We start from the raw sequence: 204 nt of genomic DNA on the forward strand, positions 1-204 counted from the left end.
CGGGTCCGCTGCTTCGCGCAGGCGATGGGCAAGCACGCCAAGACCGACGCCATCGATGCCGCGGTCATCGCGCACTTCGCCGACGCCGTCCGGCCGGAGGCCCGCGCCCTGCCAGACGAGGAAACGCGCATCTTCGCCGATCTCGTCGCCCGCCGGCGGCAGATCATCGCCATGATGGTCGCCGAGCGTCAGCGCGACAAGCGC

Annotated in this window: 1 protein-coding gene; it reads left to right on the forward strand. The window is 71.6% G+C overall.

Annotation, left to right across the window (positions count from 1 at the left end):
* A partial coding sequence (locus I5731_RS00020; RefSeq protein ID WP_197309307.1) for an IS110 family transposase occupies positions 1 to 204 on the forward strand: 204 nt, incomplete at both ends.

The sequence above is a fragment of the Methylobrevis albus genome (genome assembly GCF_015904235.1).
In the GTDB taxonomy this organism is placed as follows: domain Bacteria; phylum Pseudomonadota; class Alphaproteobacteria; order Rhizobiales; family Pleomorphomonadaceae; genus Methylobrevis_A; species Methylobrevis_A albus.